The organism is Candidatus Parvarchaeota archaeon, assembly GCA_016866895.1.
Taxonomy (GTDB): domain Archaea; phylum Micrarchaeota; class Micrarchaeia; order Anstonellales; family VGKX01; genus VGKX01.
In genome coordinates this window covers 1-4,731 of the sequence record VGKX01000098.1, presented here as the reverse complement: position 1 = coordinate 4,731, position 4,731 = coordinate 1, and the positions used below count along the sequence as shown (strand labels likewise).

General features: G+C 49.1%; 3 protein-coding genes and 1 tRNA gene. All 4 read left to right on the top strand.

What is annotated here, in order from left to right; all coding sequences use genetic code 11:
- Positions 1 to 239 precede the first annotated feature (239 nt).
- Positions 240 to 377: transfer RNA gene (locus tag FJZ26_04305), tRNA-Met, on the top strand.
- A gap of 277 nt (positions 378 to 654) precedes the next feature.
- Positions 655 to 3,027, top strand: coding sequence for a hypothetical protein (locus FJZ26_04300; GenBank protein MBM3229625.1), 2,373 nt, complete (start codon positions 655 to 657; stop codon positions 3,025 to 3,027).
- A gap of 44 nt (positions 3,028 to 3,071) precedes the next feature.
- Positions 3,072 to 4,148 (top strand): M42 family metallopeptidase, encoded by a 1,077-nt coding sequence (locus FJZ26_04295; GenBank protein ID MBM3229624.1) that lies wholly within the window; start codon positions 3,072 to 3,074, stop codon positions 4,146 to 4,148.
- A gap of 112 nt (positions 4,149 to 4,260) precedes the next feature.
- On the top strand, positions 4,261 to 4,731 hold a 471-nt coding region (locus tag FJZ26_04290), incomplete at its 3' end, for an MBL fold metallo-hydrolase (protein ID MBM3229623.1).

The window sequence follows — 4,731 nt, the reverse complement described above, 5'->3', positions numbered from 1 at the left end:
TGCGGGTGCCAAGCTTTAGCTCCATGCCTTGCGTATTGCCTTGCAAGCAATATAAACAAATCGCGAAACAGGATTTTGGCAAGCCACCTATCCGCCGACCCCCTCCGCCTTTCCAATCCCGCAAGCTTGGAGCACATGCTTGCCATTTTTATTTGTTGGCAGCCTAATTCTCCACAATGCCTAGGTAACTCAGACGCCGCCAATTTTAATCGCAGGGCTTTTCGCCTTGCCCAAAAGTGGCATGCGGAGCAACCTGGTTAGAGTGCCAGACTCATAAAACTTTATTTGCTTTTGTGAGTGATGAGCCACAAGGCGATGATATACAAGGGCACGATTGCGAAATCTGGAAGCCGCGAGTTCAAATCTCGCCCTAGGCAAAGGGGGACTAGCGTCCCCCCTTTACCCCCCTAGAGAACCTCCTTTCTAAACCCCCTAAAGAACCAAACTTTTCTAAACCCGCTTCTAATTTCACTTAATACTTATTTCAGTGTAATATCCTCAAATCTTTAACCTAATCTCTTACCGTTAATCTCTGAAAAGGATAAAACTATCAAATGAATTCTGAAAGCATTTTGAAAACTAGTTTCTGTCGTGCCGAATCCTGCTTGCAGTGCCTGTAATAATACTTAAATATCATCAAATCCAAATAGGTGCATGAACACAAGCCAAAAGCCTGCGTTTTTTTCATTCCTAGCATTGGCCTTTCTCCTTGGGTCTGCATGTGCCTCCTTCCAAGGGCCCTTCTCCCCATCCAATTTTTCAAATGACAATTCAACAGGCTCCAGAAGCTGGGGAAACGCCTCTTATATCAACTCAAGCGACAATCAATCTGCAAGCGCAGTCGGCTTTGCCAATACTATGCCGTCTGTTTCCAACTACCTGAAAGCCACCAATTTTGGCTTTTCAATCCCGCCCACAGCCACAATAACCGGCATATTTGCAGAGATAGAAAAAAAGGACAACGGCTATTCAAGCACTGATAACAGTACAAAAATAGTCAAAGGCGGCAACGTGTCTGGGGCGCAGCGCGCAAATGCCTCGGGCTACCCGCTCAATGATGCGTATTTCCCATATGGCAACAGCACGGACTTGTGGGGACTTGACTGGTCGGCATCGGACATAAACGCTGCGGACTTCGGGATTGCATTAAGCTCCAATCTTGCCGGCATGGAAACTCCGCCACCAGACACGGTTTATGTTGACCACATCAGGATAACTGTCTACTTCACAACGCCCCCCTCTGCACTGTCTTCAAGAATATTCAACTCATCTGGGGGCACAAGTGCCTACTCAACTTCCAGCCTTCTTGGTTGGGCAAACGCCTCAAGCAACAACTCGGCAACAATCAATTATACTTACAAGTGGTATCTTAACGGCGCCCTAAATTCGACTGGCACTTTTGCAAACGCCCAAAACTCGACAGAGACAAACATTGCAAACATTTCAAGCGCTCTTTTATCAAAGGGGCAAAACTGGACTTTCGAATTTGTTGCATACGACGGGACCAACAACTCAAGCGCAATAAACTCAAGCACAGTGAAAATAGTCTTGCCAACCGCGCCTGTTGCAACAGGCTTTGCAGGCGCATCCACCAACTTTTCCCTTGTCCAAAACATTAACAATGTCACAAACCTCACCCTTGAGGCTGTGGGGAAAGGGACTATCAAGTTTCCGGAAAGCTACGGCGTTGATGCGGGAGGGGAGAACTATGATGCCAATATCGTGATAGATGCAGGCATCGTCTCCGCCAATTCTGCCTCGCTGGATGCATCTTTCAATGCCCAATCCCAAATCACCATCAATGCAAGCGGCATTTACAACAGCTCCAACACCCCGACAATCTACTATTTTGCAAACTTCACCTCCAACCGCTCCCTTGCAGTATCTTCTGGCTCAAATTGCGTTTCTGCCGGCGTGTGCTCTGGGGTGGCCTGGAACAGCTCAACTCTTTTGCTCACCTTCAACGTGACAGGGTTTTCAACATTTGCCATCAACAACTTCTCCAATTTCATCTCCTCATGCCAGGCAATAACAGTCCCTGAGTCTTATTCGCTGACAGGGCCAATAAGCAGCCAGGGCACGTGCCTCAATATAACTGCAAACAACACTGTAATTGACTTTGGCGGCTTTGGCATCTTGGGCAATGGCAGCGGAATTGCCATCAACCTCTCGGGGGCCGTGAACGTGACTTTAAAAAACGCCAACATATCGGGCTTTGCATACGGAATTGTCATAGACCCGTCCTACAACAACACTGTCATCAACAGCACGATTTTCAACAATTCAGTCTATGGCCTCTACATACTCCAGTCCAATAACAATACGATTGCAAACAATTCAATTTATGGCAATGGGTGGGGGGTCGTTCTCAATCTCTCCTCTTCAAACAACTTCTCCTCAAACAACGTGACCAACAACACGAATGTTGGCATCTGGGTTTCGGAAAACACAAGCACTGGAAACATATTCACAAGCCAGTATGCGTGCCTCAACGGGCTCAATGTAAATGATACCGCCGGCTCGCTTTGGGTCTTGCTTACGGCGCAAAACTCCTCGCCTTCCGCACTCTGGGCGACCCCCTGCTCTTCATTGAACCAGCTTCTTATATTCACAAACAACTCCGGCTCCTCGCTTTCATTCAGGTATGTTTCGTTTACCGGTGGCACAATCACCCTTATGACAAACGAGTCCTCCAACACCACAAACGGGGATACTGGGGTAATTGTCAGAAATTCAGGCAACATCAACATCTCGGTTTCCCTTTCATCCTCGACAACCGCCTCAAGCTTCATCGGCGGCACAAGCCCGCAATTCCAGTTCTGGGGCGCTGTGAGGCAGCCAGGCTCCTGCAGCGGCCTGAACACAAGCTTCACCGAGTTTTCAGGCTCCCTCCAGACAGTGTGCAATTCGCTATGGTACAATACTTCTTCCTATGAGTTTTACACGTACTTTAGGATAATAATCGGCTCTGACGCGCCCTCATCAGTAAAAAGCACGGTAATCACATTCACAAGCACGCCTGTCTGAACAGGCAACATTATTTCGGCTTTCAGCACAATGGGGTGTTTTCAATGGACTACAGGTTTTCAGAAATTGCGGCATTCACAGACGCGTTTGGAATCCCGGCCCACGAGGAGGAGATAACGGCAGTCCTGAAAAGCAGACTTGAGCAGTGCGGGTATGAAGTCGAGCTTGACATGATGGGCGATGTGATTGCAAGGCCAAAAAGCCAGGCATCTGCAAGGAGGCGGGAGGGCACGCTACCAGGCCCGATTGTCATAGCCGCCCACATGGACGAAATAGGGCTTCTTGTAAAATTCATAACAAAATCGGGCTTTTTGAGGTTTGCGAAAATAGGCGGGATTGACAATCGGATGCTTGTCAACCAGCGCGTCGTCATCAAGACAAAAAAAGGCAAGATTTACGGCGTGATTGGCAACAAGCCGCCCCATGTCACCAAATCCTCCGAGGCGGAAAAATCCATTGAGGCTGCAAGCCTGTTCATTGATGTGGGCTGCAAATCAGACAAGCAGGCAGCAAAGCTTGGCGTGCAAATTGGCGACCCAATATGCTTTGACATGTCCTTGCGCCAGCTTGCAAACGGCACAATAACCGGAAAGGCAATTGACAACAGGATTGGCTGCTTTGCACTTGTCGAGGTTGCAAAGGCGCTAAGGGGGCAAAACGTGGTTCTTGTGGGCACTGTGCAGGAGGAGGTCTCGACATTTGGAAAGGGCGCAATGATTTCTGCCTACAACCTTCGGCCCTCGTGCTTTATAGCACTTGACACTGCGGTGGCAGGCGACCACCCGGAGATGAAGGAGGAGGACGGGGTTGTGAAAATAGGCGGCGGTCCTGCAATCACCATTGTAGAGGCGTCAGGCAGGGGCAATGTTGCCGACAAGAAGCTTGCCGCAAGCGTCATCGAGGTTGCGCAGAAAAAAAAGATTGCCTGCCAGCTTGAGGTGGTTGAGGGCGGGGCCACTGACGCCTCCTCTGTCTACAACATGAATGGCGGCATACCATGCATTGCAATCTGCATACCATCCAGATACATACACTCAAACGTCTCCACCTGCAATCTTGCCGACGTGAAAAAAACAGTACAGCTGATAGTTGAGCTTGTCAAGTCCGGAAAAATAAAATAAGCGCGAAGGAAAAAGGTGCGAGTCGGCCGGTTCCAAAAGCCGCAAACAGTCAGTAAACTGACGCTGGCAGCAGTTTAAGTGGGTTCCCATCGCAATTATCACAGGTATCCCAATGATTAAAATCACCGTTCTTGGAAGCGGCGCATCGGTGCCGTCAGTGCAGCGCAACCTGCCGGGCCTTGCAGTCAAATTCGGCAACGTCTTTTTGTTTGACTGCGGCGAGGGAAGCCAGCGCCAGATGATGAAATACGCAGTTGGATATGGCTCTGTAAAGGCGATATTCATTACCCACATGCACCTTGACCATTATCTTGGAATCTTCGGCCTTCTGTCCACCTTGAAGCTTATGGGCAGGAAGGAGGAGCTTTATATTTTCGGGCCGCAGGGAATTGAAAACCTCGGCATCGATTATCCATTTGTCAAAGTCGTGCAGGTAACCAGGCAAAACGCCGGGAGGCTTTACGAAGAAAAAGGGTTTTCAATTAGCGCGTTTCCCACCTTGCACAGCGCAAAGAGCTTCGGCTTTGCGTTCTGCCTTGATGACAAGTGGCTGTTTGACGAGAAAAAGGCAAAGGGCATGGGA

Coding starts and splice junctions, on each gene's coding strand:
- FJZ26_04295 (MBM3229624.1), top strand. CDS start 3,072: ATGGACTACAGGTTTTCAGAAATTGCGGCATTCACAGACGCGTTTGGA.
- FJZ26_04300 (MBM3229625.1), top strand. CDS start 655: ATGAACACAAGCCAAAAGCCTGCGTTTTTTTCATTCCTAGCATTGGCC.